Annotated in this window: 19 protein-coding genes; 11 read left to right on the forward strand and 8 right to left on the reverse strand. The window is 59.0% G+C overall.

The genetic code is table 11. The features are described 5' to 3' along the window. The first annotated feature begins 332 nt into the window (after positions 1 to 332). Positions 333 to 1,754 carry an amino acid permease gene (locus K0F88_RS05995; RefSeq protein ID WP_219094557.1) on the forward strand — a complete coding sequence of 474 codons (1,422 nt, stop codon included), beginning with the start codon at positions 333 to 335 and terminating at the stop codon, positions 1,752 to 1,754. A gap of 353 nt (positions 1,755 to 2,107) precedes the next feature. After that, positions 2,108 to 2,605, forward strand: a complete 498-nt coding sequence (locus tag K0F88_RS06000; protein ID WP_219094558.1) for a Type 1 glutamine amidotransferase-like domain-containing protein — start codon at positions 2,108 to 2,110, stop codon at positions 2,603 to 2,605. A gap of 253 nt (positions 2,606 to 2,858) precedes the next feature. Here K0F88_RS06000 and K0F88_RS06005 read toward each other — a convergent pair whose 3' ends face one another. Continuing rightward, complete coding sequence (locus tag K0F88_RS06005; protein WP_219094559.1) at positions 2,859 to 3,983, reverse strand: OpgC family protein; 1,125 nt, start codon at positions 3,981 to 3,983, stop codon at positions 2,859 to 2,861. Positions 3,984 to 4,232: 249 nt separating this feature from the next. Between K0F88_RS06005 and K0F88_RS06010 the strand changes: the two genes are divergently transcribed. The 3 genes from K0F88_RS06010 (at position 4,233) to K0F88_RS06020 (ending at position 7,782) form a co-directional block, all read left to right on the forward strand. Continuing rightward, a complete protein-coding gene (locus K0F88_RS06010) occupies positions 4,233 to 5,738 on the forward strand; it encodes a glucosyltransferase domain-containing protein (protein WP_094470851.1) in 1,506 nt (501 codons plus the stop codon). 119 nt (positions 5,739 to 5,857) lie between these two features. Then, the gene (locus K0F88_RS06015; RefSeq protein ID WP_094470852.1) at positions 5,858 to 6,232 is read left to right on the forward strand and encodes a GtrA family protein; all 375 of its coding nucleotides are present in this window, start codon (positions 5,858 to 5,860) and stop codon (positions 6,230 to 6,232) included. Further along, a complete protein-coding gene (locus tag K0F88_RS06020; RefSeq protein ID WP_219094560.1) occupies positions 6,229 to 7,782 on the forward strand; it encodes a glycosyltransferase family 39 protein in 1,554 nt (517 codons plus the stop codon). The genes K0F88_RS06015 and K0F88_RS06020 overlap by 4 nt, the downstream gene beginning before the upstream one ends. Here K0F88_RS06020 and K0F88_RS06025 read toward each other — a convergent pair. Both K0F88_RS06025 and K0F88_RS06030 read right to left on the reverse strand, forming a co-directional pair. Further along, positions 7,760 to 9,379, reverse strand: coding sequence for an FMN-binding glutamate synthase family protein (locus K0F88_RS06025; protein WP_219094561.1), 1,620 nt, complete (start codon positions 9,377 to 9,379; stop codon positions 7,760 to 7,762). The genes K0F88_RS06020 and K0F88_RS06025 overlap by 23 nt on opposite strands. Before the next feature lie 181 nt (positions 9,380 to 9,560). Continuing rightward, the gene (locus tag K0F88_RS06030; protein ID WP_059406091.1) at positions 9,561 to 10,361 is read right to left on the reverse strand and encodes a LuxR C-terminal-related transcriptional regulator; all 801 of its coding nucleotides are present in this window, start codon (positions 10,359 to 10,361) and stop codon (positions 9,561 to 9,563) included. Positions 10,362 to 10,485: 124 nt separating this feature from the next. Between K0F88_RS06030 and K0F88_RS06035 the strand changes: the two genes are divergently transcribed. Together K0F88_RS06035 and K0F88_RS06040 are read left to right on the forward strand one after the other, a co-directional pair. Then, complete coding sequence (locus tag K0F88_RS06035) at positions 10,486 to 11,307, forward strand: carbon-nitrogen hydrolase family protein (protein WP_219094562.1); 822 nt, start codon at positions 10,486 to 10,488, stop codon at positions 11,305 to 11,307. Positions 11,308 to 11,546: 239 nt separating this feature from the next. Beyond that, entirely contained in the window at positions 11,547 to 12,872 is a 1,326-nt protein-coding gene (locus tag K0F88_RS06040; protein ID WP_219094563.1) for an APC family permease, read from the forward strand. Between the two features lie 63 nt (positions 12,873 to 12,935). Here K0F88_RS06040 and K0F88_RS06045 read toward each other — a convergent pair whose 3' ends face one another. Genes K0F88_RS06045 through K0F88_RS06065 form a run of 5 tightly spaced genes read right to left on the reverse strand, consistent with a single transcriptional unit; the run spans position 12,936 to position 21,319 of the window. Further along, the gene (locus K0F88_RS06045; protein ID WP_094470856.1) at positions 12,936 to 14,342 is read right to left on the reverse strand and encodes an ATP-binding protein; all 1,407 of its coding nucleotides are present in this window, start codon (positions 14,340 to 14,342) and stop codon (positions 12,936 to 12,938) included. Beyond that, positions 14,339 to 16,147, reverse strand: a complete 1,809-nt coding sequence (locus tag K0F88_RS06050; RefSeq protein ID WP_219094564.1) for a DAHL domain-containing protein — start codon at positions 16,145 to 16,147, stop codon at positions 14,339 to 14,341. The genes K0F88_RS06045 and K0F88_RS06050 overlap by 4 nt, the downstream gene beginning before the upstream one ends. Further along, on the reverse strand, positions 16,144 to 17,103 hold the full coding sequence (locus K0F88_RS06055) for a cytochrome-c peroxidase (protein ID WP_219094565.1): 960 nt from the start codon (positions 17,101 to 17,103) through the stop codon (positions 16,144 to 16,146). Before K0F88_RS06055 ends, K0F88_RS06050 begins: the two co-directional genes overlap by 4 nt. 44 nt (positions 17,104 to 17,147) lie before the next feature. Then, a complete protein-coding gene (locus K0F88_RS06060) occupies positions 17,148 to 19,022 on the reverse strand; it encodes a bifunctional diguanylate cyclase/phosphodiesterase (protein WP_219094566.1) in 1,875 nt (624 codons plus the stop codon). Beyond that, complete coding sequence (locus tag K0F88_RS06065) at positions 19,019 to 21,319, reverse strand: bifunctional diguanylate cyclase/phosphodiesterase (RefSeq protein WP_094470859.1); 2,301 nt, start codon at positions 21,317 to 21,319, stop codon at positions 19,019 to 19,021. The genes K0F88_RS06060 and K0F88_RS06065 overlap by 4 nt, the downstream gene beginning before the upstream one ends. A 259-nt stretch (positions 21,320 to 21,578) precedes the next feature. Here K0F88_RS06065 and K0F88_RS06070 point away from each other — a divergent pair, with 259 nt between their 5' ends. The 4 genes from K0F88_RS06070 to K0F88_RS06085 all read left to right on the forward strand — a co-directional run bounded on the left by K0F88_RS06070 (position 21,579) and on the right by K0F88_RS06085 (position 24,764). Further along, positions 21,579 to 22,958: an HD domain-containing phosphohydrolase gene (locus tag K0F88_RS06070; RefSeq protein ID WP_219094567.1), complete on the forward strand. Its 1,380-nt coding sequence runs from the start codon at positions 21,579 to 21,581 to the stop codon at positions 22,956 to 22,958. Positions 22,959 to 23,147: 189 nt separating this feature from the next. Continuing rightward, positions 23,148 to 23,582 (forward strand): NUDIX domain-containing protein, encoded by a 435-nt coding sequence (locus tag K0F88_RS06075; RefSeq protein WP_094470861.1) that lies wholly within the window; start codon positions 23,148 to 23,150, stop codon positions 23,580 to 23,582. Positions 23,583 to 23,607: 25 nt separating this feature from the next. After that, a complete protein-coding gene (locus tag K0F88_RS06080) occupies positions 23,608 to 24,246 on the forward strand; it encodes a LysE family translocator (RefSeq protein ID WP_094470862.1) in 639 nt (212 codons plus the stop codon). Between the two features lie 2 nt (positions 24,247 to 24,248). Continuing rightward, positions 24,249 to 24,764, forward strand: coding sequence for a GNAT family N-acetyltransferase (locus tag K0F88_RS06085; protein ID WP_094470863.1), 516 nt, complete (start codon positions 24,249 to 24,251; stop codon positions 24,762 to 24,764). The last annotated feature ends 126 nt before the right edge of the window (positions 24,765 to 24,890 follow it).

Below are 24,890 nucleotides of genomic sequence, written 5' to 3' on the forward strand. Positions count from 1 at the left end.
CAGCAAATAAGGCTTAGCCAGGGGCATGACGATGCACCAATGCTGTGCAATACTCGGCGGCGTTTCAGGTGGTGAAAGATCCTACAAAAGTCAGGTAATGCCCCTCCGCTAACCGGGCTTTTCCCGAGAGTTCTGGCTGAATGTTGTGGTTTATAGAGTGAAAAACCCTGTACGAAGCTTTTTATACTGCACGCCCCGCTGATCTTGCCGGTGTTGTCCTGCAAGACGGACTTGCTCACGAAGCAGGCCCGGTTTCTCAGAAGCAATGGCTTACCGGTCAGCGCTTTGTTACTCGGTGGTCATATCCAATAACAAGACGAGGTTGTACCCCTATGCCAGTCGGCAATCATCTGCCCCATGGCGAGACCGCTCAGGGCGGCCCGCTTAAACGCGAACTCGGCGAACGGCATATCCGCTTGATGGCGCTCGGTGCCTGTATCGGCGTCGGTCTGTTCCTCGGTTCGGCCAAGGCCATCGAAATGGCCGGCCCCGCCATCATGCTGTCCTACATCATCGGCGGTCTGGCGATCCTGGTGATCATGCGCGCCCTCGGTGAGATGGCCGTGCACAACCCGGTCGCCGGCTCCTTCAGCCGTTACGCTCAAGACTACCTCGGCCCCTTGGCGGGCTTCCTGACAGGCTGGAATTACTGGTTCCTGTGGCTGGTGACCTGTGTCGCGGAAATCACTGCCGTGGCGGTGTACATGGGCGTCTGGTTTCCCGATGTGCCGCGCTGGATCTGGGCACTCGCCGCGTTGATCAGCATGGGTTCGATCAACCTGATCGCGGTGAAAGCCTTCGGTGAATTCGAGTTCTGGTTCGCCCTGATCAAGATCGTCACCATCATCGCGATGGTGATTGGCGGCATCGGCGTGATCGCGTTCGGTTTCGGCAACGACGGCGTGGCGTTGGGGATTTCCAATCTCTGGGCCCACGGCGGCTTCATGCCCAACGGCGTGCAAGGCGTGTTGATGTCGCTGCAGATGGTGATGTTCGCCTACCTCGGCGTCGAGATGATCGGCCTGACCGCCGGTGAAGCGAAGAACCCGCAGAAGACCATTCCCAACGCGATCGGCTCGGTGTTCTGGCGGATTCTGCTGTTCTACGTCGGCGCGTTATTCGTGATCCTGTCGATCTACCCGTGGAACGAAATCGGCACCCAGGGCAGTCCGTTCGTGATGACCTTCGAACGCCTGGGGATCAAGACCGCGGCCGGCATCATCAACTTCGTGGTCATCACCGCGGCGCTGTCGTCCTGCAATGGCGGCATCTTCAGCACCGGGCGCATGCTTTACAGCCTGGCGCAGAATGGCCAGGCCCCGGCCGGTTTTGCCACGACCTCGAACAACGGCGTGCCCCGTCGCGCGCTGCTGTTGTCGATCTTCGTGCTGTTGCTGGGTGTGCTGCTCAACTACATGGTCCCGGAAAAAGTCTTCGTCTGGGTCACTGCGATTGCCACTTTCGGCGCGATCTGGACTTGGGTGATGATCCTGCTGGCCCAGCTCAAGTTCCGCAAAGGCCTGAGTGCCAGCGAACGTGCCGGCCTGAAATACAAGATGTGGCTGTACCCGGTCAGCTCGTACCTGGCGCTGGCGTTCCTGGTGCTGGTGGTCGGCCTGATGGCTTACTTCCCGGAAACCCGCGTGGCACTGTACGTGGGACCTGCGTTCCTGGTGCTGCTGACGGTGTTGTTCTACGTGTTCAAGCTGCAACCGACCAATGTGTCGCAAGGTGCGGTGCGTTCGGCTTCGTAAGTCGTAACACCTGAAACGCAAAAGCCCCGGTCCATTGGCCGGGGCTTTTTATTGGCTGGTGCCTGCTCCCCACTTGTTTCCCGATGTCGGATTTGCGTGGGAGGCAATTTTCAGAAAGTGAAGATGCTTTGTGTTAGCGAGCAGGCTCGAGAATTGTTTGGCTGCGCCCGGTCAAAGTTCGTAACTCTTGATCGGTTGCGGGTGAAAATGAGAATTTGTAGCATCGGCGGCCAGGCGTGGCTGCCTCGCAAAGGCCCTGAAAGCACACCTTGGCGTAGGGATAACAGTGGGCTCAGCCTGTCATGGGTTCCATTTGAACGTCGCGGTACATTCTTGAACTAAGGTGCTTGAACGTGAAAATCGTAACGATTGGTGGCGGTGAAATTTCTGAATTGGAAACTCTGGATCTGGATTCGTTTATCTGTAACCAAACAGGAAAGAGTATCCCCAAAGCCCTCTTCATCCCGACGGCAAGTGGCGATGCCGAGGGATACTGCAAAACTTTTCAGCACGTCTATGGCGAGCGCCTGGGCTGCAAAGTTGATTTCCTGCTGGCGACGCGTTCTAACTTTACGCAACAAGACGCCCTGCAGAAAATCCTCTACGCCGATCTCGTCTATGTCGGGGGAGGGAATACACAAAAGATGCTCGCCATATGGCGAGATTTCGGAATCGATACGGCTCTGCGCCAAGCGGGTACGAATGGCACCATCCTCTCGGGGCTAAGCGCTGGAGCCATTTGCTGGTATGAAGCAGGACTGAGTGACTCGGACCGATTCTCCGCTCATTCGGGCTCTGACTGGGGTCTGAAGCGGCTGGAAGCACTGGGCTTTCTGCCCTCACCTCGATAAAGAGCAGCGGCATGCACCCCTTCAGGAGCTCGTGCGCTCGTCCGGTGGCAGGGCTATTGCCTGTGACAATGGTGCTGCAATCTATTGGGAAGGAGGTGTCGCTCAAGTCCTTGCCTCTCTTCCTGATGCACATGCCTATGTCTACAGGGAGCACGCTGGAGAGGTAAAAATTGAGCGATTTACGTCGGGGCAAAAACTGCCGCTGTAAGCCTCTCGGACTTTCAATCTGGTGTAACCGGTTTTGTGTAGGCGGTCATGCGGCGGGAGCGGGTGCCGACCGGGTCAGGCGCTTGTTGAAATCCAGCCAAACCCCCAGCAACCCCATCAACCCCGCACCCACCAACGCGGTGAAGATTTGCATGGCAAACGCATCGTCGGTCAGGGCATTGACCATGTCCGCCAACGGCGCCAGCAACACGCTGAGGCAAAACACTTCCAGCGAATAACGCCCCATGCGACTGCATTGCTGTGCCAGCCAGTTCTGCGTCCAGCCAGTGTCCGGCAACAGTTTCGCCGTGACATACGCCAGCGCCAGAAAGTGCAGCAGGCGCACCGGCGACAGGTCGGTCTTGCTGATCGGGTACAACAGATTGCTCAGGCTGGTCGGTACCAACGCATCATGCAGTTGCGGCCACCGCCACAAGACGGTCAGTACACCGGCAACTACTGCGTATAACGCCGCACCCACAAACACTGGCTGACGAAGCAACGAGCGTCTGTCGGGCAACCGCGGGCGTTGCCCATGAATCGCAGCGGCACCGCCGAGTACGAACAACAGTTGCCAGGCGACGGGGTTGAAGTACCACACGCCGTCCTTGATGGCAGCCAGATTCCAGCCGAACAACGGCACCGTCAGGTACACCGCAAACGACATCGCCACCACCACCCAGGGTTTGCGCACAAATATCGGCAGCACCAGCGGCAAACCGGCCAGCAGCACGATGTAGAGCGGCAATGGGTCCATCAGGTTCGGTTTGAAGCGCAACAGCAACTCATCGATCAAGGCTTGCTGCGGGTTGCTGATGAAGTGGTGCATGCCCATCTCCTCCACCAGATCTCGGGTTTCCACGTGGCTGTTGGCGAAGAACACGATGCCCATCAGCATCGCCAGCAGGAAGATATGCACCACGTACAACACCCAGGCGCGGCGCAGGATTTTCACGCAGGCAATCAGATAACCGTCGCGCGCAAGGATCTTGCCGTAGGCCAGGACCGCCGCGTAACCGGCGAGAAACACGAAGACTTCGGCGGCATCGCTGAAGCCAAAATTACGCAGCGTCATTTGACCCAAAGGGTTGTGGGGCACGTGATCCCAGAAAATGAAGATCAGCGCCAGGCCGCGGAAAAAGTCGATCCGGTGATCGCGTTCAGTCGTCATGGCTGCGGGCTCTTGAACGGGTTTTGAAGTAGGAGCGCCGGCGCCACAAAAGGTTGCGCGCCGCACATTGGCGGCGCGCAGGGTGCAGGGATTCTCCGGCAATTGCAAAGTGCGGATATTACGGAATGTCTCTGTGCATCGCCGAGGTGACAACCGCCTGTCTAAAAGCCGCGCAGGTCGGCGATCTCTGACTACCGTCGGGGTTCAAAGCTTTATTGATTGAAGGCGGAATTCCCTTGAGGCGTCGGCATGAAGATCAGCGAATGGCTCGACAAAGAACTCACCGGCCGCCAAGTCTGGTTATTGTTTCTTTTCGCGACGCTGCTTTACATCCTGCCGCTGATCCTCGCGGATTATCCCTACATCGATGACAACTGGCGTGCCCTGGCCGCCGGCACCGGCTGGGCGGAGGAGGGGCGGCTGTTTGCGCAATGGTTCTACAACCTCCTGACCTTCAGCGGCGCCGCTCCGAATATCTTCCCGCTGCCGCTGTTGATCGCCACGCTGGCGATGAGTTGGGCGCTGACTCGGCTGACGTTCCACTACTTCCCCGAACCGACGTTCGCCCATTGCCTGGTGGTGCTGCCGCTTTGGTACAACCCGTTTTTTCTGCAAAACCTGTCGTACCAATACGATGGGCCGACCATGGCGCTGAGCCTGGTGGCGGTGATCTACGCGATCACCTTTCAAAGCCCCTCGCGCGTCCAGACCCTGCTGATACCGGCCGCGCTGATAGCCTTGGCCATCGGGCTTTATCAGGTCAGCTTCAATGTGTTTCTCGGTCTGTGTTGCCTGGAGTTGCTGCGGCGCACGGACGACCCATTGGCATGGCCTGCGTGGTGGCGATTGATCGGCTGCAAAGTTGTACAGGTGGGGCTGGCGGGGTTGATCTATTACGCCACCGCTTATTCCTTCATGACTCAGAAGCGCACCTCATTGTTGAACGGGGCAGCGGCGCCGTTGCAGCAAATTGAAACCAGCGCGGGCTGGGTCCTGGAAAAAATCGTGCTGCTGTTCCATGGCGGCTTTGCCTGGGTATTCGCCGCGCTGTTGCTGTGCGCCCTGTTCGGTGCCGTGCGCGTGGGACAGCGCGTGTTTGAGCGTGCGGACACTGGGTTAAACAAAACCGTGATCGGCCTGCTGTGCCTGTTGATCCTGCCCGCCCTGATGCTGCTGGTGCCGGGCGTCTCACTGTTTTTCCGCGACTTCAATGAAGGCGCCCGCACCTTGATGGGCTTTGCGGTCGTGCTGGTGCTGCTGTTCTACCTGAGCCATCGGGCACTGGCGCCGGTGCATGGAAAGCTGCCGCTGCTGTTGCTGGTTCCACTGTTGGCGATGCTCTCGCTTTCCTTTGCGTATGGACGGGTACTGACGTTACAAAAAACCTTCGCAACGAATGCACTGTCTGCCTTGAGCGCCGACATTGCTTCGCGCCCGGCATTACGCGAAGCCAAGCGTATTTATATGTCGGTGACCTACTCCGATCACTGGCTGGTGGGGGCTGCGGGCTCGTTCAAACAGATGCCGGTTTTGCATTACCTGCTGAACATCGACTTCTACATGCTCGCGGAAAATCTGCCCAAGGCAGGCATTACCAATGTGGTCAGGGAAAAGGAACGGCGCAACGCGACGATGGTGGGTTACCAGGGTTATGCACCGCTGGTGGACAGCCTGTTCTATCGCATTTATCTGCTGGGGGATTACGGCTTTATCGTCATGAAAGAACCCACCCGGATCCCCTCGCTGCAGTGGTGAACACCATGACCACTGGTCTGGAATGCCGCGTTACCTGTTAGTTCTTACAGTAGACGCGCAACTGTCTTCGACTTTAGGTTTGAACCGCACCTGAAACCGGAACAGTTCAAGGAACGGACATGAAAGCCTTATGGAAAGCATTCTCCACCTACGCGATCGTTGGCGTGGCCAATACGCTCATTCACTGGCAGATCTTTTACGTTCTCACTGTCGCGGCCGAGCTGAGTCAGGCTGCCAGTAATTTTTCGGCGTTTTGTGTCGCGGGGACCTTCTCATTTTATGTGCACGCGCTGTACACGTTTGAGGCCGGGGCGTCGGTACTTCGTTATCTGTTGTATGTGTTTTTTATGGGGATCATGAGTTTTGTGGTCGGGCATTACGCCGATGTCTGGAAACTCCACGGGCTGGTAACCGTTGGGTCTTTCTCACTGTTAAGTCTGATCTGCGGGCTCTTCTTTTCGAGATTTGTTCTATATGGCGAGCGCGATGCATGAAGGTGTCGCGCCGGTTTGTCGATTGGGCGGGGTTGATTGCGGTGGTGGCAATCGCGCTGGCCGTGAGGTTTCACTCTATTACCGTGCCGGCCGTCTGGTATGACGAGGCGTATAGCCTGCTGCTCGCTGCCGAATCGCCCTCGACTATCTGGTCCACCACGGCTCGGGACGTTCATCCACCGCTTTACTATGTGTTGCTGCATTGCTGGATGTTGTTGTTCGGTAATGGCGTCTTGTCTGCTCGATCCCTGAGTGCACTGGCCGACGTTGGCACGCTGTTGCTGTGCATCAAACTGATGAGTCTGGTTGCCACACGAAGGGCGACATGGATCGCTGCCTTGTTGTTGGCACTGCTGCCGATTTCGGTTCGTTATAGCCAGGAAATCCGCATGTATACCTTGCTCGGTTTCTGGCTCATGGGCGCGACCGTGGCGTTGGTGTGCTGGGTTAATTCACCGCAGCGAAAGCGCTTTGCAATCCTCTATGTGTTGTTGATGACGGCAGCTTTTTATACGCACTACTTCGCCGCGTTATGTGTTTTGGTGCATTGGCTTTTTTGGTGGCAGGCGCGCGGATTGTCCATCCGCACATGGGTACTGGCCAACAGTGCGATCGTCGCGCTGTACCTTCCTTGGGTACCGAGTCTCTCTCACCAACTGCTGCAGGGAGAAGGGCTCGAATGGATCCCGCGTCTGACTTGGCAAAGTGTGCTCACAGCCGGTTGGCAGTTCACGGTGATACGTGATTCGGTGCCGGCGTTGTCCTGGTGGCGTGTCGTGGCGACACTATTGATCCTTGCTTGCGCAGTGTTGGTAATGATGGAAGACCAGCCCAAGCGTCGTTACAGGGTATTGCTGGTTAGCTATTTTTGGGTGCCTGTACTGTGCGTATTGCTGCTTTCGCTGTTCAAACCGTTATTTTTTTCTCGATACCTTGCGTTCGCAGCTATTGCGCTGCCCTTGATCGCCGCGCTTGCTCTGGATTCATGGGGTCGCAGATTCAGAACGTCTGTCTTTGCTGTTGTGGCATTGCTTGTCTTTGCAGAATCTCAGGGATTGCGGGCGGTGTACGCACAGACGGATGAGATGAACGGTACAGACGTTCGACAACAGGGGCGGCTGGACATCTTGGCGGCTGGCATCGCTCAAAAGAGCGGGTCGGATGATGTGATAGTGATCGATGGATTGTTTTGGTACTTACCATTCATGTACTACAACACGAGTGGCATCCAACCGAGGATTTACGTTTACAAGTCCTCGACTGGCGGAGCGTGGGGGCCCTCCAGGTTTGGCGGTTGGGCATTGGTCTCTCAGCGTGCAGTCGATATGACTTTCAATGATTTTTCGGCTTTGGATCTGACTGCCAAAAGAGTTTGGTGGATTAAGGGTATTACCAAGGCTGAACATTCCAGGCTGTTTCCAAAAGACTGGAAACAAACGCTGTCATTGAAGGGGGGATATGTCGAAGCCCGCCTGTTCACGCTTGATGCCACGCCAACCTCTCGCGAGGCTGACGTGCAATCGCTCCTTACGCAGCAACCACCTCATTAGGCTCAAAACTGTCCGCCCGCGCCATCTGCCACATCCGCGAGTAAAACTCGCCATTCACCTCACCGGTCAGCAATTCCCCCGGTTTCAAAAACACATGCAACTGCGAGAACAGCTTGATCTCGGTCGCCGACATGCGCCGCACCAGATGCTTGGCCGACAGCTGTGAAGGATGATCGAGGCCGGCGGCTGCGAGCATTTCCGCCAACGCCTTGAGCGTGTTGCGGTGGAAGTTGAAGACGCGCTGGGCCTTGTCCGGGACCACCAGCGCACGTTGACGCAGGGTGTCTTGAGTGGCGACGCCGGTCGGGCATTTGTTGGTGTGGCACGACTGCGACTGAATGCAGCCGATGGCAAACATGAAGCCGCGCGCCGAGTTGGCCCAGTCGGCGCCGATGGCCAGGACGCTGGCGATGTCGAAGGCACTGACGATCTTGCCGCTGGCGCCGAGTTTGATTTTGTCTCGCAGGTTCAGGCCCACCAGCGTGTTGTGGACGAACAGCAGGCCTTCGCGCATTGGCACACCGATGTGGTCGGTGAATTCCACGGGGGCGGCGCCGGTCCCACCTTCCTTGCCGTCAACCACGATGAAATCCGGGAGAATGCCGGTCTCCAGCATGGCCTTGGCGATGCCCATGAATTCCCACGGGTGACCGAGGCAGAACTTGAAGCCCACCGGTTTGCCGCCGGACAGCTCGCGCAATTGCTGGATGAAATGCATCAGTTCGATCGGCGTGGAAAACGCGCTGTGACGCGACGGCGAGATGCAGTCTTCGCCCATCAGAATGCCGCGGGTTTCGGCGATTTCCTTGGTGACCTTGTGCTTGGGCAGGATGCCGCCGTGGCCGGGTTTGGCGCCCTGGCTCATCTTGATTTCGATCATCCGCACTTGCGGTGTTTGCGCTTGTGCGGCGAAGCGTTCCGGGTCGAAGCGCCCATCCGGTGTGCGGCAACCGAAGTAGCCGCTGCCCAGTTCCCAGGTCAGGTCGCCGCCGTTTTCCCGGTGATACGCGCTGATGCTGCCTTCGCCCGTGTCGTGGGCGAAGTTGCCGAGTTTGGCGCCCTGGTTCAAGGCGCGAATGGCGTTGGCGCTGAGCGAGCCGAAGCTCATGGCCGAGATGTTGAACACCGAGGCCGAGTACGGCTGGGTGCACTGCGGGCCGCCGACGATGACCCGGAAACTGTTTGGGTCGCTCAGCGGCGCCGGACGCATCGAGTGGCCGATGAATTCGAAACCCGACTGGTACACATCGATCAGCGTGCCGAAGGGTTTGTCAGCGCTTTCATTCTTGGCCCGGGAATAGACCAGCGAACGCTGGGCCCGGGAGAAGGGCAGGGCGTCGCTGTCGGATTCGAGCAGGTACTGGCGGATTTCCGGGCGAATGCCCTCAACCAGATAACGAATGTTGCCCAGGATCGGGTAGTTCCGGCGCACCGCGTGAGGGCTTTGCAGCAGGTCGAACAGGCCCACCAGACTCAGGACGCCCGTCACCGCGGTGATCGGCCAGAGCCAGTCGTGTTCGAGGAAGGGCAGGCTGGCGAGGGTGAAGATCACGCAAGCGGCAAAGAAGGCGTAGCGGCTCAGGAGTGACAGGCTCATACGGGTTCCTTGGGTTCGGACTCGGTCGTGTGTAGTGCACAAGGTGTAGCGGATCCGAAGATCTCTGTGGGAGCGGGCTTGCCCGCGATTGCGCCGTGTCAGACAACAGATTTTTTCTGAAAGGCCGCTATCGCGGGCAAGCCCGCTCCCACAGTAAAAGCGAAAGCACGCCACTGTGCGATCAGGCATTTTGCGCCTGCAGGAATATCGAGAACAGCTCGGACTGGGATTTGATCCCCAGCTTGCTGTACATGTGTTTCTTATGGACTTTCACGGTTTCAACAGAGATTTCCAGCTTACGGGCGATTTCTTTACTGGAGCAACCGCTGAGCATCAATCGTCCGACATCCAGTTCCCGGGCGGTCAATTGCGCGCCCTTGAGTTGTTGCACCGAGGCTTCCAGCTGCACGCGCCAATCGCCCTGGATCGGTGCTGGCGCGAGGGCCACGACTTCGTTGATTTCGTAGGGCAGGCGCTGGCGCAGCAGGCCGAGCACCCAAGGCTGGATCAGCGACAGCAAGGCAATCTGCTGGCCGCTGAAACGCTGCTTGCTGCCCAACGACAGGCACAGCGTGCGGTCGCCTTCGAGCTGGCAATTGAACTGGATTTCATCGGCCACCACATTCAGGCGAAAGTAGCGTTGGTAGTACTCGGTCAGCTCGAAGTGCTCCGGCGCCACTTCCGACAAGCGATAAAGGCCGGTACGCGATTGCTCGCGGCAGGCGATGTAGAACGGGTCGAGCAAGTACAGCCCGCGCAAGTAATCCTGAAACAACTGATCAGGGCTGCCGTCCTCGCCTGGGCATTCGGCGAAGACCTGCGGGTGCTGGTCCGCGCTGAAAAGCAGCGCCACCCAGCTGTCGAAGGTCACGTACTGATCCAGCAACCGGACAAGCTGCGTCCAGAAGTTGGGCTTGTCGAGGGCGTCGATCAGTTGCCCGACCGAGCGGTGCCACGCGATGTCGTCTAACGAAAGTGTCATGCCTCTACCCCTATCGGGTTACCCCAGCGGCGTGATTCCCCGCCCGGTGGCTTGCTGCGCATACTGGCGCACAGACACAGACCGGGCAATCTTTCTGCCGCCCGGCCCATAACAAGGAATACCCATGAAAGTCGAACTCGCCCAGTTGGCGGGCCGTGACAACGGCACAGCGTACAACCTCGAACGCGCCCTGGCGGCCATCGCTGCCTGTAATGCGGATACGCAACTGATCGTCTTCCCGGAAACCCACCTGATGGGCTTTCCGACTGCCGACACCGTGGCCCAAACCGCCGAACCGCTGGACGGGCCGACGGTCAGCGCCGTGTTGGCGGCTGCTCGCGAACGCAACATCGCCGTGGTAATCGGCATGGCCGAGAACGACAACGGCCGCTTCTACAACACCACGCTGCTGATCACCCCGGAAGGCATCGCCCTGAAATACCGCAAGACCCACCTGTGGGCGTCGGATCGCGGCGTCTTCGAGGCGGGCGACCGTTACGCCACTTGCGAGTGGAACGACCTGCGGGTCGGCCTGTTGATCTGCTACGACATCGAATTTCCCGAAACCGCCCGCGCCCTGGCGCAACTGGGTGCCGAATTGCTGATCGTCACCAACGGCAACATGGACCCTTATGGCCCGACCCACCGCACCGCGATCATGGCTCGAGCCCAGGAAAACCAGGCCTTTGCGCTGATGGTCAACCGGGTAAAAGAGAGCGATGACGGGTTGGTGTTCGCCGGTGGCAGTGCGCTGGTGGATCCGCTGGGCACCTTGTTGTTCGAGGCCGGGCGCGAGGAAGGGCAGTTTACGGTTGAGCTGGATTTCAGCCGGTTGGAGGCTGCACGCAAGGACTATCGGTATCTGGATGACCAGCGGTTGAAGTTGCCCGGGGAGATTATCGAGCGGGCTGCGGGTGTGCGGGAGTTGCTGATTCCTTTGCGTTGATCCTGATCCTGTGTTGTCAGGGCTGACGCCTTCGCGGGCAAGCCCGCTCCCACAGGTTCTTCGGTGGACACACATTCAGCGAACGACTCTGATCCCTGTGGGAGCGGGCTTGCCCGCGAAGAGGTCAGTCCAAACAACACACCAGTTTGATCAATCACCCAAAACAACAAAGTCACACCCGAAAATTTAGCGCCGAACTCGGCTCTGCCATAAATCTAATAAATTCGGAGTAGTCGCTCATGGCTCGTTTGCAACGCACCCTGTCATTGGGTTCGGTGGTGCTGTTCGGCATCGCCTACATGACGCCGATCATTGTGCTCGGCACGTTTGGCATCCTCGCTCAATCCACCGCCGGCATGGTTCCGGCCGCGTATCTGGCGGCGCTGGTGGCGATGTTTTTCACTGCCATGAGCTACGGGCGAATGGCCTCGGCGTTCCCCGTCGCCGGCTCGGCCTACAGCTATGTACGCAAGGCCATCAGCCCGAAACTCGGGTTCATCGCCGGTTGGGCGGTGCTGCTCGATTACCTGTTCCTGCCCATGGCGATCTGGCTGATCGGCGCCGCCTACCTCAACTCAGCGTTCCCGGCCGTGCCGCAGTGGATCTGGGTGCTGGCGTTCATCGGCATCACTAGCGCGATCAACATCGTCGGCCTGAAACTGGCCAACGGCATCAACGCCTTGCTGATGCTGGTGCAATTTCTGGTGCTGATCGCCTTCGTCGCGCTGTGCATTCACTACGTCGGGGGCGATGCGAGCACGCCGTTGTGGTCGATCAAACCGTTCTTCAACGGCGACATGCAGATGCCGCTGATCATGAGCGGCGCGGCCATCGCCTGTTACTCGTTCCTCGGTTTCGACGCGGTCAGCACCCTGACTGAAGAAACCCGCGACCCACGTCGCACCATTCCGCGGGCGATCATGCTGATTACCCTGATCGGTGGGCTGATCTTTGTCAGCGTCTCGTACTTCGTGCAGATCGCCCATCCCTCGTTCCAGTTCGACAGCGTCGATTCGGCCGCCTATGAAATCGCCCGCAATATCGGTGGCGATCTGTTCGTGACGATTTTTCTGATCGGCCTGATCGTCGGCCAGTTCGCCTCGGGCCTGTCGGCTCAGGCCAGCGGTTCGCGACTGTTGTTCGCCATGGGCCGCGACGGTGTGTTGCCGAAATCGTTCTTCGGCACCTTGCATGAGCGCTTCGGCACACCGGTCAACAGCATCCTGTTGTGCGCCGTGGTGGCGTTGCTGGCGCTGAAACTGGACGTCACCACTTCGACCTCGTTCATCAACTTCGGCGCGTTCCTGGCGTTCAGTCTAGTGAATTTGTCGGTGATCTTTCATTACTGGATCGGCGGAGAAAAGAAAGGGCCGCGTGAGTTTGTGTTGTTTCTGCTGTTCCCGTTCATTGGCCTGGCGGCGGATTTGTGGCTGATGGTCAGCCTCGATCACCTGGCAATCTACCTGGGCCTGAGCTGGCTGGCGATTGGCGTGGTGTACCTGGCGGTGCTGACCGGTGGTTTCCGCCGCCAGCCACCGGAGATGGATTTCCAGGAGGCCACATAACCTCCCGGACCAGTGAGGAACCCTGTGGGAGCGAGCAGGCTCGATCCCACATTTGGATTGTGTTCAGGCCGCTGAGTGTGTTTGGTGCACAGGCAACTCGACTCGGAACGTAGTGCCCACACCCACCTCACTGCGCACAAAAATATCCCCCCGGTGCTTCTTCACGATGCCATAAGACAGGGACAACCCAAGCCCTGTCCCCTGGCCCACTGGTTTGGTGGTGAAGAACGGGTCGAAGATTTTCTGCAGGTAGTCCGGCGCAATACCGGAGCCGGTGTCGGCCACTTCGATCCACACCGATTCTCCTTCAACCCCGGTGCGCAGGGTAATGGTGCCGCGCTGCGGGCCCATCGCCTGGGACGCGTTGACGATCAGGTTCATGATCACCTGGTTGATTTGCGACGGCAGGCACTCGATGTCGGGCAATGGCTGATACGCCTTCACCACATCGGCCTTGTACTTGAGTTCATTGGCGACGATGTTCAAGGTCGATTCGATGCCCTGTTGCAGATTGGTCCACTGCCATTCCTGGTTGGAATCCACCCGGGAGAAGTCTTTCAGGTCCTTGACGATCTGCCCGACCCGGTTGATGCCCTCCTTGGATTCCTTGATCAGCAATGGAATGTCCTCGCGCAGAAACTCCAGTTCAATCCGTTCCCGTAACTGCCCAAGCCGTTCGATCACCTCATTTGAAGCAATCGCCTCTTCGGCCTCGCGATAGCCGTCGAGCATTTCCTGCAGTTGCTTGAAGTAGCCATCAAGACTGCCAAGGTTGGAGGAAATGAAGCCGATGGGGTTGTTGATTTCGTGGGCGACCCCGGCGGCCAATTGCCCCAGGGAAGCGAGTTTTTCCGATTGCACCAGTTGCGATTCAAGCTGTTTGCGCTCGTCGATCTCCCGCTGCAACGCCTCGCTGGCCTTTTTGAACTCCGTGGTGCGCTGGTCCACCAGATGCTCCAGGTGGCTCATCTGCACAAAGGCGCGCTCGGTCATCTCCCATTTGGTCAGCAGGGTGTTGGCCATCTGCTGGACTTCGATGTTGTCGAACGGTTTTTTCAGTATCAGCAAACGATCATGGGCTTGCAGCCGGTCCAGCAGTTCATCCCAGGAGTAGTCGGAGTACGCGGTACACACCACCACTTGCAGGCGCGGGTCTTCCTGCCACAGATGCTCGATGGTTTGTGCGCCATCCCAGCCTTCAGGCATGCGCATGTCGACGAACGCGAGTGCGTAGGGGCGGCTTTCCTGCAAGGCCTGAGTGAGTTTGCCCAGACCTTCCTGGCCGCCATACGCTGAATCCAGTTCGAACAGCGCAGTGGTGGCTTTGATTTCACTGCCAAACAGCGTGGCTTCCATCTCGTCCAGTTCGACGTGCTGCAGCGAACCCGGGGTGAGGATCTTGCGAAAGTCGTCGTGAATCGACGGCGTGTCATCGATCAGCAGAATGCGTCGGTTCGAATGCCCACTCATGCCTCCTCCGGGACGGTCTTCAGCGGGATCTGCAAGGTGAACTGCGCGCCCTTGCCGGGTCCGTCGCTGTGGGCGCTGAGATGGCCGTTCATTTCTATAGCCGCGAGTGCGCAGCTGTGCAGACCAAAACCGTGGCCTTCCTTACGAGTGGTAAAACCGTGGGCAAAGATGCGCGTCATGTTCTCCGGCGCGATGCCTTCGCCATCATCCTTGACGCTGATTTGCAGGGTGTCGTCTTCAACGATTTTCACCCCCAGGGTCATTTGTCGTGGACGATTGCTGAGGTCGGACATGGCGTATTTGGCATTGCTGATGAGGTTGATCAGGATCAGCAGCAACCGGTGCTTGTCGCCCATGACCTGTGGCACTTCGTTGTACTCCTTGACCACCGTGACGTGGTGCCGGGTCAGGGCGCCGGAGTTCATGCGCAGGGCGTCTTCCAGCAGTTCGCTGATGTGCAGCGGTTCCATCAGGCTGTTGGCGCCGGCGTAAGACTGCTGGGTGGCGACGATGTCCTTGATGTGGTCGACGCTTTTGGTCAGTTGGGCGAGTTCGTCGGTCATGCTTTGTTGTTCGAGCGCGATGGCGTCGACCAGTTGATTCAGGTAACCGGGCAGCAACTTGCCTTTCTCGTCCAGGGTCAGAAAAGTGCCCAGATCGCCCTGATGTTCGTTGATCAGCTGCATCGCCTTGCCCAGCCCCTGGGCCTTGCTGCTGCGCAGTTTTCGGCTGACCAGGTCAGCGGAGATGTTCACGCTGTTGAGCACGTTGCCGACGTTGTGCAGCACATTGGTGGCGATTTCCGCCATGCCGGCCTGACGCGCGGTGTCCAGCAGTTCGCTCTGGGTATCCTTGAGCTCGCGGGTACGTTCTTCGACCCGTTGTTCAAGATCGTCATTGGCGGTTTTCAGGGCTTTGTTGACGCGATTGATGACCGTGAAACTGCGCATCAAGTGAATCGCCAGGTACACCAGCAACAACACCAACAGCACGGAAAACACCAGCATGTAAAAGTGATAACGCTGGTCGACGGCGTCGGTACGCTTTTGATCGTCATTGAGTTGGGCGGTAATGTCATCCAGACGCTCGGCAACCGGGATGGCGGCGATGTTATCCAGCAACCGGTTGACCACTGGCTGCTCGCGCAGGATCAGCTCGATGTGATTGCTCAGAATCGTGATCGGACTGTGAAACTGCTCCGGCAACCGCTGGCTGTTGACCCTCATTTTGTTCAGGCCGAGCAATATGTCAGCGGCCTTGTCGTCGGAGGTGATCTGGGCGAATTCCAGGCTGCTGAGCAACAGGTCATAGGTGTCGGTGGCGATGTTTTGCACCTGCAGTTTATTTTCGTCCGGCAGGGCCGCCAACTGGCCCTGTATATCGTCTTCGGCGGTGGGCAGAAAGGCCAGAGAGTTGCGCAGCACGGCGTTATGGGACTTGAACTGTTCCACCAATCGGGTCTTTTCCGTGATTGCCGTCAAATAAGCCTCATGACTCGCTTGCCACACAGACGTGCCGCGATCATGAGTGGTTTCCAGTGCCCGGAACTGCTCCCACAGTCGGGTCATCTCGGTCAGCGGCGAGACCAAGGGATCATAGTTATGAGTGATGGCAATCCGCGCTTTGAGGATCTCGGTTTCCCATTGGGCGTTCAGCTGCTTCATCTGCCGGATCAGATCCCGGGATTCGGTGTAGATCGACGTCTGGTTCGAGCTGGATTTGAGGTACAGAAACAGCAGTATCGAGGCCAGTATCACCGCCACGATACCGAGGAGCGCCAAACTGCGTCGGCGGGACATTTTCATAACGGTTTGCCCTCCCATTCGCCGGTCAGGGTCTTGAGGAATTTGATAATCAGCACCTTGTCTTCGTCGGAGGGGATGCGCCCCAGCTGAAACGTGAACATCACGTCCACCGCGTCTTCGAGGGTTTTGGCCGAACCGTCGTGAAAGTACGGCGCGGTCACGGCAACGTTCCTCAGGCTCGGGACCTTGAACACGTAGCGGTCCTCTTCGTCTTTGGTTACCAGATAGCGGCCCAGGTCAGTTTCGGTCGGGTTGCCTCGGGTCTTGAAGTAATCGCCCATCACCCCGAATTTCTGGAACATGTTGCCGCCGATATTGATCCCCTGATGGCAGGCGATACAGCCGTAATCCTTGAAGCGTTGGTAACCGTACTTCTCCTCGCGGGTGAGAATGTCGGTATCGCCCTGAAGGTATTGGTCAAAACGCGAGTTGGCACTGATCAATGTGCGCTCGTAGGTCGCCAGGGCGTTTTGCACATTATTCATGGTCACTCCGTCCGGATAAGCGTTGCCGAACGAGGTTTGATAAGCCGGATCGGCGGACAACGTCTGCACCACGTGTTCCCAGTTGCTGCCCATTTCACTAGGGCTTTGCACCACGGTGTGGACCTGGGTTTCCAGTGTGTCGGCGCGGCCGTTCCAGAATTGCCGGAAGTTCAGGCTGGCGTTGAACACGCTGGGGGTGTTGATGGCGACTGGCAGTCCGTTGAAGCCAATGGAAAAGGTCTTGTTATCAGCGCCACCGATTGCCAGGTGATGGCAACTGGCGCAGGACAGGCTGTTGTTGACCGACAAGCGTGGTTCATTGAACAACTGGCGACCGAGTTCGACACGCAGTGGGTTTTGCTGCGGGACGGCCGGCAGCGGTTTGAGCGGCTCGTCCAGTGGCGCGCCGCTGGCCGTCAGGCACAGCCCGAGCAGAGGCATCAGAAACAGGCGGCGGAGAAGTGGCGACATCTTGTAATTCCTTGGCTGATAGCCCGCGTGTCGCTGCATATCGATCATGTGGCTGCAGGGGGAGGGGATTTCACCGACGTCAGGTACTGCACAAAGGCGTCCGGTGCCACGGCTTTGCTGAAGTAGTAACCCTGGCCTTCCTCGCACTGATGGGCCTTGAGAAAATCCAGCTGTTCGAGGGTTTCCACCCCTTCGGCAATGATGGTCAGCTTGAGGCTCTTGCCCAGGCTGATGATGGCGCTGACCAGGGCTGCGTCATTGCTGTCACGGCTCAGGCCGCGAATGAACGACTGGTCGATTTTCAGCACATCGATGGGAAAACGTCGCAGGTAACTCAGGCTGGAATAACCGGTGCCAAAGTCGTCGATGGCCAACCGCACCCCCAGTGCCTTGATCTGCTTCAGGGCGGTGACGGTGGCATCGACGTTCTGCATCAGCACGCCTTCGGTGATTTCCAGTTCGAGCAATGACGGGTCCAGACCGGTTTGTTCGAGGACCTGTTCAATGCCTTCGACAAAGCCTCGTTGGCGAAAGTCGATGGCTGACACATTCACCGACATGCACAGCCTCGGCAGTCCCGCCGCCTGCCAGGCGCAGGCTTGTCGACAGGCCTGGGCCAGCACCCATTTGCTCAACGGTACGATCAAGCCGCTGTCTTCGGCCACGCCAATGAAGTCCGACGGGTAGACCCAGCCATACCCCGGTTTCAGCCAGCGAATCAAGGCCTCTGCGCCGACCACTTCACCGGTACCCAGGTCGAGCTTGGGCTGGTAATGCAGGACAAATTCGTCGCGCTCCAGGGCCAGGCGAATACCCGACTCGATGGTCTGCTGGTCCCGGGCGCGCTGGTTCATTTCTTCAATGAAAAAGCGGAAGTCGTTGGGGCCGCTTTCCTTGACGTGGCGCATCGCGTTTTCGGCTTTCTTGATCAGCGCGATCGCATCGAAGCCATCATCGGGGTAGATGCTGATGCCCAGGCTGGCGGTTACGCTCAGGTCATGGCCGGCGATGTGCTGGGTCGTGCCAATGGCGTTCAAGAGTTTTTCGGCGATGCCTTTGGTCTGCTGGGGATGGCGGATATCAGCGAGGATCACCACGAACTCATCAGAACCGTAGCGAAACACCGAATCGGATTCGCGCACCGTGGACACCAGGCTACGCCCGACCCGTTTGAGCATCTCGTCACCGGCCGGATGGCCCAGGGCATTGTTGATGCGCTTGAAGCGATCAAGGCCCAGGAACATCACCGCCAGTTGCTTGTCATGGCGGCGGGACAATGCCAGGGACTGGTTCAGCCGATCACCGAGCAGCGTGCTGTTGGGCAGTTCGGTCAAGACGTCGTATTGCAACAGGTGAGACACCTTGAGCAGTTCGTGGACCCGCGCCTCGATGGTTTCCTCCAGGCTCTGCACTTTCGTCTCCGCGTCCTGGGTCATCTGCCATTTCCAGGTCAGGGCGCTGGCCATCTGGCGGATTTCCAGACTGTCGAAGGGTTTTTTCAACACCAGCAACTGGTCGCCGAACTCCAGCCGTTCAGCCATGTCCTCCCAGCTGTAATCCGAATAGGCGGTGCACAGCGCGATTTGCAGGTGCGGGTCGATCTTCCAGAGCTGTTCGATGGTTTCCAGCCCGTCCCAGCCCGGCGGCATGCGCATGTCGGTGAACGCCACGGCATAGGGACGCCCTTCGTCCTGGGCCCGCTTGACCATTTCCAGGGCTTCCTGGCCCTGGTAGGCGGAATCGAGCTGGAAGGTGAGCCGAGCTGCCTGTTGCGTGCCGAACAGCGCTTCTTCAGTACCGGCAAGGCTTTGCTCACTTTCGGTATCGGGGCCGAGAATCTTGCGAAAGTCCTGATGGATCGAGGGTGTGTCGTCGATGATCAGGATGCGCCGGTTGGTCTGGACGGACGGAGCTTTCATTCTTTGCCCTCCGTGGCGTGCGGATTGTCCAGGGGGCCGGAGTGATGGCTCGGGGGCACGATGCTGCCGGCTCTGAGCAACTGGGCGGCTTGTTGGCTGCTGACCGCTTTACTGAAAAAGTAACCCTGTGCGTTCATTGGCGAGCCTGTGGCCATCAGCGAACTACGCTGTTCTTGGGTTTCGACACCTTCGGCGATGATTCCGATCCCTACTTCGCGAGCGAAGTTGATGATTGCGCGCAACGTGTTGGCACTCGCCGGGTCGCGGGCAGCGGTGTCGATGAAGGCCTGGGCGAGTTTCAGGTGATTGACCTGGTACGTCTTGAGGTAGTCGAACGAGGAGTATTCGGTGCCGAAGTCGTCGATGGCGATCTTTACTCCCAGCTCCCGCAGGCGCGGCAGCACGTCGTTGTGGGTCCATTTGGTCTGGGCCAGGGTCGCTTCGGTGACATCGAAGCGCAGGTCCCAGGCGCACAACTCCCAGCGCGCGGTGGTGCGCAGTACGTCATAGATCAGCTCGGGTCCGCTTTTCAACTGGGCCAGGGACAGCTTGATGGCTATCACCGGGGGCGCCACGCCTTCGTCGCGCCACTGGCGCATTTGCTGGCAGGCACGATCCAGCACCCAGTGACCGAGGGGGATAATGGCGCCGGTTTTTTCCGCGGCCGGCAGGAACGCCGGCGCTTCCAGCAAACCGCGCTGGGGGTGGTTCCAGCTGACTTGGGCTTCCATGCCGAGGATCTTGCCGCTGCTCAGGTCAACTTCCGGCCAGTAATTGAGCTCAAGTTCTTCATGGTCGAGGGCCGCACGCAGTTCGCTGGCGATGGTCATGCGCTCGACCACCTCCTGATTGATCTCCTCGGAGTGGAAGTGATACTGGTTGCGGCCCTTTTCCTTGGAGCGATAGAGCGCCATGTCGGCCTGGCTCAGCAGGCCGTCGGCGCTGGTGATGAGCGGCGAATAGCTGCTGATGCCGATGCTGACCGAAACGCGCACATCATTGCCGCCCAGGGAGTAGGGCAGCACCAGCGTATCGCGGACCTTGCCGGCCAATGACGCAGACTGGGTCGGGTCGCTGACGTCCAGTTGCAGGATGGCGAACTCGTCGCCGCCGAGGCGGGCGACCACGTCGTTTTCGCGCACACAGGCTTTGATGCGCCGGGCCACTTCCTGCAGCAGCAGGTCGCCCACCGGATGACCGAGGGTATCGTTGATCCGTTTGAAGTGATCGAGGTCCAGGTAGAACATCGCGAACGGAGTAGCGCCTCGACGCGCGGCGGCGAACGCCTGGTGCAAGCGCTCGATCAAGGTGGCACGGTTGGCCAGCCCCGTCAGCCCGTCGGTGCGGGCCAGCAGGGCGATTTTCTCCTCGGCGACCTTGCGTTCCGTGACATCGATGATGATGCCTTCGACCTCCAGCAGGCGTCCTTCGTCGTCACGCACCGGGATGTAGCGGTTCTCGACCCAGCGCCAGGCACCATCGCCGGTGCGCATGCGGAACTCGATGGAGGCACCCGCTGCATGACGGTCCAGCACCTGGGCCATGGCGGTGTCGACCTTCGATTGATCGTCGGGATGGATCAACTCCTGGGCCCAGTTGGCCGACGCCACCAGGTTCGCCGCGACGTGACCGTATTTGGTGATGTTATGGGAGATGTACATCAGCGGAAACGACGGTTCGCCCCGCAGGCGATACAGAATGGTCGGGCTGTTCTGCACGATGATGTTGGCGTCGGACAGCTCCCGGGTGCGTTCTTCGACGGCCTGTTCCAGCAGCGACATCTTCAGCTCGGCGTCTTCGGTCATCTGCCATTTGGCGGTCAGGGCGCTGGCCAGCTGACGGATTTCGATGGCATCAAACGGTTTTTTCAGGATCAGCAGGCGATCGCCCAGTTCCAGGCGTTCATCGATGTCTTCCCAGGAATAGTCGGAATAAGCGGTGCACAGCGCCACTTGCAGCTTGGGATCGACCTGCCACAGCCGTTCGATGGTTTCCAGACCGTCCCAGCCCGGTGGCATGCGCATGTCGATAAAGGCCATCGCGTAGGGCAGGTCGTTGGCCAGCGCTCGCTCGACCTTGTCCAGCGCTTCAAGGCCCTGAAAGGCCGAATCGAGCATGAAACTTTGCAGTGTTGCCGTCGCTTGCATCCCGAACAGGGCTTTTTCGGCGCTGATCAGCTCGTCATCTTCGGTCGATGGCGGGCTGAGGATCTTGATGAAGTCCGCATGAATAGACGCGGTGTCGTCGACGATAAGTATCCGACGGTTGGTTCGTGCCAGCAGCGTATTCATAGGCATACGCCGGGAGCGGTGGCAGTGTGGTGCGGTGTGCTCATAGGGGCATCCTTTCCCTGATCACGTGGCCAAGCGGTATAGATAATGGATCCGAGTGAACTGAGCATAGTCGTCCGTGCGGCACTTCGCCCGGTCGACTGAAGCGAATCATTTTCAGGGGCCTGGCTGGAAATCATCTAGCCTGTAGCTCAGGCAAGGCCAGAAACGGAGCTTTCTGGCGGACGACTGACGCAACAACGCCCGTTTCGCTTGAGGTAATGCCATGGAAGAGCAACTCCCCACGACCTTCACCTGTAAATCCACGATTCTGCTGGTCGACGATGAGGAATCGATCCTCAACAGTCTGCGCCGGCTCTTGCGCGGCCAGCCCTACGATGTGCTGCTGGCCACCAGCGGTGCCCAGGCCCTCGATATCATGGCGAAACAGCCCGTCGACCTGGTGATGAGCGATGCGCGCATGCCCAATATGGACGGCGCCACGCTGCTGGCGCACATTCACCAGCGCCATCCCGCCACGCTGCGTATTTTGCTGACCGGTTATGCCGACCTGACGATGATCGTCAAAGCGATCAACGAGGGGCAGATTGACCGTTACATCAGCAAACCCTGGCACGATGAGGAATTGCTGCTGACGCTGCGACAATCCCTCGCCTACCAGCATTCCGAGCGCGAGCGCCTGCGTCTGGTGCAGGAGACCTGGGACCGGAACGAAGAATTGAAGTTGCTCAACGCGATTCTGGAAAAACACGTCGCGTCCCGCACCTCAGAGCTGCAGCAGACTGCTGACATGCTCGACCTGGCTTATGAAGAGCTCAAACACAGCTATGTCACCGGCACCGAGGTGTTCTCGCTGCTGGCCAACCTGCGTTTGCCGCCGGCCAAGCAGACGAACCGGCAGATCATCGAACTGGTGCGGGTGTACTGCAAACTTCATGGCCTGGACGAGGGCAGTACCCGCGACCTGACCATGGCCGCGGCGCTTTACAACATCGGCAAGCTGAGCTGGACCGACAGCATGATGACCGCGCCTGCGGATTTGCTGCACCACAACGATCAGGAACGCTATCGCGGTTATCCGAAGCAGAGCGAATCGTTGCTGATGACCCTCGATCCGATGAAGGATGCGGCGCGCCTGATCCTTCACCATCAGGAACGCTGGGATGGCACCGGTTTCCCCGACCGGCTCAAGGGCGAGGCGATTCCGCTCGGCTCGAGGTGGCTGAAACTGGCGGTGGATTTCATCGAGTTGCAGCGTGGGCTGATCCTTGAGCGCCAGATGAACAGCGATGAAGCCCTTGTCTACATCCGCCAGTACGCCGGTCGTCTCTACGATCCTGATCTGGTGGAGGACTTCATTCAGGTCTGCGCCGCCTACCTGAGCGATGTGTCGCTGGCCGATCCGACGGTCAAGGTTCTGACCACCCGGGACCTGGCGGCCGGCATGATTCTGGCGCACAACCTCAATGCGGATAACGGCATGCTGCTGCTCAATGCAGGCAAGGTGCTGAGCGGGCCGCTGGTGGAGAAACTGATCGCGTTCGAGGCGATGGAAGGGGCGAAATACAGCGTTTTTGTGAAAGTGCCGGAGGAGGTAGAAGCCGCGATTCTCGAGCCGCTAGAGGTTGTCCAGCCGCTGCCCTGATCCCTGTGGGAGCGTGGCTTGCCCGCAATGAACGATGACGCGGAGTGCCTGATAGACCGCGGTGCCTGAATCGCGGGCAAGCCACGCTCCCACAGAGGGGTCAGTGCCGTGCAGAGATTATTTCGGGGTGACGCAGAGCCCGCACCCATGTGATCCTTTGCGCCTTTCACCCAAGGCCCATTCAGATCCATGACCTTTGCCACCGCCACTTGCCCCCGCATCATCCGCATCGCCGCCGCTCTGCTGATCGGCCCTGACGGTCGCACGCTATTGGTCCGCAAACGCGGGACAGAAGCCTTCATGCAACCCGGCGGCAAGATCGAGGCTCATGAACAACCGGTTCACGCCCTGGCCCGTGAACTGGAAGAAGAGCTCGGGCTGGTCATTGACCCCGCGCACGCCACCTACCTGGGGCCCTTCTCGGCACCGGCGGCCAACGAGCCGGGGTTTGTCGTACAGGCTGAACTCTTTCAGCTGACCATCGATTCAGACGTCTCGCCCGCAGCGGAGATTGAAGAGGTGCGCTGGATCGATCCGGCCACCGACGGCGATCTCACGCTGGCGCCATTGACACGGGACTTGATCCTGCCGTTTTATCGAGCTTCGCTGACCGCGACCGCCTGATCATTCCCGGACTAGGACTGCCCCCATGATCCCGCTTCAAGACTTGCTGATTTTCGCCGCCGCCGCGTTGCTGATGGTGCTGACGCCGGGGCCGAACATGATCTACCTGATCTCCCGCTCGATCTGCCAGGGGCGCAGGGCCGGTGTGACTTCGTTGCTCGGCGTGGTCGCGGGGTTTTTCGTGCATTTGTTCGCCGCTGCGGCCGGTTTGACCGCTGTGTTTCTGGCCGTGCCGTTGGCCTACGAAGTGCTGAAATGGGCCGGCGCGCTGTATCTGTTGTGGCTCGCCTGGCAGGCGGTCAAACCCGGCGCCCGTTCACCCTTCGAAGCACAGCAGTTGCCGCCGGACTCGTCGCGCAAACTGATCACCATGGGTTTCCTCACCAGCGCCCTGAACCCGAAGATCGCGGTGTTTTACCTGTCGGTGTTTCCGCAATTCATCACGCCTGAGCACGGTTCGGTGTTTACCCAAAGCATCGTGCTGGGCCTGACCCAGATCAGCGTCAGTTTTTGCGTCAACCTGCTGATCGCGATCTTCGCGGCGGGCATCGCGTCGTGGTTCGTCAACAACCCCACCTGGCTGGCGGTGCAGCGCTATTTCATGGGATTTGTTCTGTCAGCGCTGGCGGTGCGGCTGATGCTTGAACAACGTCGGACGGCTTGATCATGTGGATTGAACGACTGGATGCCAGCCATGCGCTGGATTATCGGGCGCTGATGCTCGAAGCCTACGACCTGCACCCGCAGGCCTTCACCTCGAGTGTGCGCGAGCGTGCGGCGATGCCGCTGAGTTGGTGGGAATCGCGCCTGACCAGCAAACTGGATGTGGTGCTCGGGGCGTTCGAGGAAGGCAAGTTGGCGGGCATCGTCGGCCTGGCCTTCGAATCCCGGGAAAAGGCCCGGCACAAGGCGACGCTGTTTGGCATGTACGTGTCCGGCAAAGTCCGGCAGCGAGGGTTGGGCCAGCAACTGGTGCAAGCCGCGCTGGATGAAGCGCAGAACCATAAAGGCCTGCGGCTGATTCAGCTGACCGTCACCGCCGGCAATGAGGCGGCGTTCAACCTGTACCAGCGTTGCGGCTTCGTACAGTTCGGCCTCGAACCCATGGCAGTGCGCGTCGGCGAAGACTACTTCGACAAAATCCACATGTGGCGTGAGCTCAACCCGAATCCTGAAGGTTAAGAGTTTTTGTGGCGAGGGAGCTTGCTCCCGTTCGGCTGCGCAGCAGTCGTAAACTGAGTCTATGCGGTGTAACCGAGGGAATGAGGTCGCTGATTTTGGGGCCGATTCGCGGCCCAACGGGAGCAA

Source organism: Pseudomonas sp. UMAB-40 (assembly GCF_900095275.1).
GTDB classification, from domain to species: domain Bacteria; phylum Pseudomonadota; class Gammaproteobacteria; order Pseudomonadales; family Pseudomonadaceae; genus Aquipseudomonas; species Aquipseudomonas mandelii_B.

Excerpts from the sequence above, each read along its gene's own strand:
- K0F88_RS05995 (WP_219094557.1), top strand. The coding sequence starts at position 333 with ATGCCAGTCGGCAATCATCTGCCCCATGGCGAGACCGCTCAGGGCGGC.
- K0F88_RS06005 (WP_219094559.1), bottom strand. The coding sequence starts at position 3,983 with ATGACGACTGAACGCGATCACCGGATCGACTTTTTCCGCGGCCTGGCG.
- K0F88_RS06010 (WP_094470851.1), top strand. The coding sequence starts at position 4,233 with ATGAAGATCAGCGAATGGCTCGACAAAGAACTCACCGGCCGCCAAGTC.
- K0F88_RS06015 (WP_094470852.1), top strand. The coding sequence starts at position 5,858 with ATGAAAGCCTTATGGAAAGCATTCTCCACCTACGCGATCGTTGGCGTG.
- K0F88_RS06020 (WP_219094560.1), top strand. The coding sequence starts at position 6,229 with ATGAAGGTGTCGCGCCGGTTTGTCGATTGGGCGGGGTTGATTGCGGTG.
- K0F88_RS06025 (WP_219094561.1), bottom strand. The coding sequence starts at position 9,379 with ATGAGCCTGTCACTCCTGAGCCGCTACGCCTTCTTTGCCGCTTGCGTG.
- K0F88_RS06030 (WP_059406091.1), bottom strand. The coding sequence starts at position 10,361 with ATGACACTTTCGTTAGACGACATCGCGTGGCACCGCTCGGTCGGGCAA.
- K0F88_RS06035 (WP_219094562.1), top strand. The coding sequence starts at position 10,486 with ATGAAAGTCGAACTCGCCCAGTTGGCGGGCCGTGACAACGGCACAGCG.
- K0F88_RS06040 (WP_219094563.1), top strand. The coding sequence starts at position 11,547 with ATGGCTCGTTTGCAACGCACCCTGTCATTGGGTTCGGTGGTGCTGTTC.
- K0F88_RS06045 (WP_094470856.1), bottom strand. The coding sequence starts at position 14,342 with ATGAGTGGGCATTCGAACCGACGCATTCTGCTGATCGATGACACGCCG.
- K0F88_RS06050 (WP_219094564.1), bottom strand. The coding sequence starts at position 16,147 with ATGAAAATGTCCCGCCGACGCAGTTTGGCGCTCCTCGGTATCGTGGCG.
- K0F88_RS06055 (WP_219094565.1), bottom strand. The coding sequence starts at position 17,103 with ATGTCGCCACTTCTCCGCCGCCTGTTTCTGATGCCTCTGCTCGGGCTG.
- K0F88_RS06060 (WP_219094566.1), bottom strand. The coding sequence starts at position 19,022 with ATGAAAGCTCCGTCCGTCCAGACCAACCGGCGCATCCTGATCATCGAC.
- K0F88_RS06065 (WP_094470859.1), bottom strand. The coding sequence starts at position 21,319 with ATGCCTATGAATACGCTGCTGGCACGAACCAACCGTCGGATACTTATC.
- K0F88_RS06070 (WP_219094567.1), top strand. The coding sequence starts at position 21,579 with ATGGAAGAGCAACTCCCCACGACCTTCACCTGTAAATCCACGATTCTG.
- K0F88_RS06075 (WP_094470861.1), top strand. The coding sequence starts at position 23,148 with ATGACCTTTGCCACCGCCACTTGCCCCCGCATCATCCGCATCGCCGCC.
- K0F88_RS06080 (WP_094470862.1), top strand. The coding sequence starts at position 23,608 with ATGATCCCGCTTCAAGACTTGCTGATTTTCGCCGCCGCCGCGTTGCTG.
- K0F88_RS06085 (WP_094470863.1), top strand. The coding sequence starts at position 24,249 with ATGTGGATTGAACGACTGGATGCCAGCCATGCGCTGGATTATCGGGCG.